This is a genomic window from Aminobacter sp. P4_D5, assembly GCF_056401815.1.
Window position 1 is genome coordinate 1 of sequence record NZ_JBFUIP010000539.1, and the last position, 836, is coordinate 836.

Here is an 836-nt window from a genome sequence, read left to right on the forward strand (position 1 = left end):
GCTGAAGGCCCGCGCGTGAATTCAGGACTGCTGGCAGGACAGGTCGCGCTCGTCACGGGGGCCAGCCGGGGAATCGGCCGGGCCACGGCCCTGGCGCTGGCGGCGATGGGCGCGCATCCCGTGCTGACGGCGCGCAGCCAGGGCGGTCTCGAGGAGACGGACGACCTGATCCGCGCTTCAGGCGGCACGGCGACGCTGCTGCCGCTCGACATGGTGCGCGAGGCCGAGCAGCTCGACATGCTGGGCCCGTCGATCGTGGAGCGCTTCGGGCGGCTGGACATGCTGGTGCATGCGGCCGGCATCCTGTCGAAGCTGACGCCCGCCGCGCACATCATGCCGCGCGACTGGGAGGAGAGCCTCGCGGTCAACACGACGGCGACCTGGCGGCTCATCCGCACCTGCGATCCGGCGTTGCGCGTGGCTCCCGCGGGCGGGCGCGCCATCGTGCTGACCGACAGCTACGCCGAGCGGCCGACGGCCTATTTCGGGCTCTATGCCGCGGCCAAGGCGGCGCAGGCGCATCTCGTGCGCTGCTGGGCGGCAGAGTCCGAGCAGACGCCGATGCGCATCGCGCTCGTCGATCCCGGCCCGGTCGCGACGAACCTGCGCTGGGCGGCCTTCCCCGGCGAGGATCCCAGGTCGATCCGGCAGCCGGACGAGGTGGGCGCGGCGATCGCCAACCTCATGGCCGGGAGCCTGGAGCATGGCGCGACCCTCAGACTTTAGGCGCCCGGCCCAACCCGGCGGCGCGCTCCCAACCGCCCGCGCGCAAGGCGCGCGGCGCGCCCGGACCAACCTTGTCTCTGGCGCCCCAGTGGCGGCGCGAAGGCAAGCTC

1 protein-coding gene is annotated in these 836 nt (G+C 73.6%); it reads left to right on the top strand.

Annotated features, from left to right (window positions below):
• The coding region (locus tag AC1DWF_RS33365; protein WP_476842784.1) for an SDR family NAD(P)-dependent oxidoreductase at positions 1-726 on the top strand (726 nt) is incomplete at its 5' end.
• Positions 727-836 lie beyond the last annotated feature (110 nt).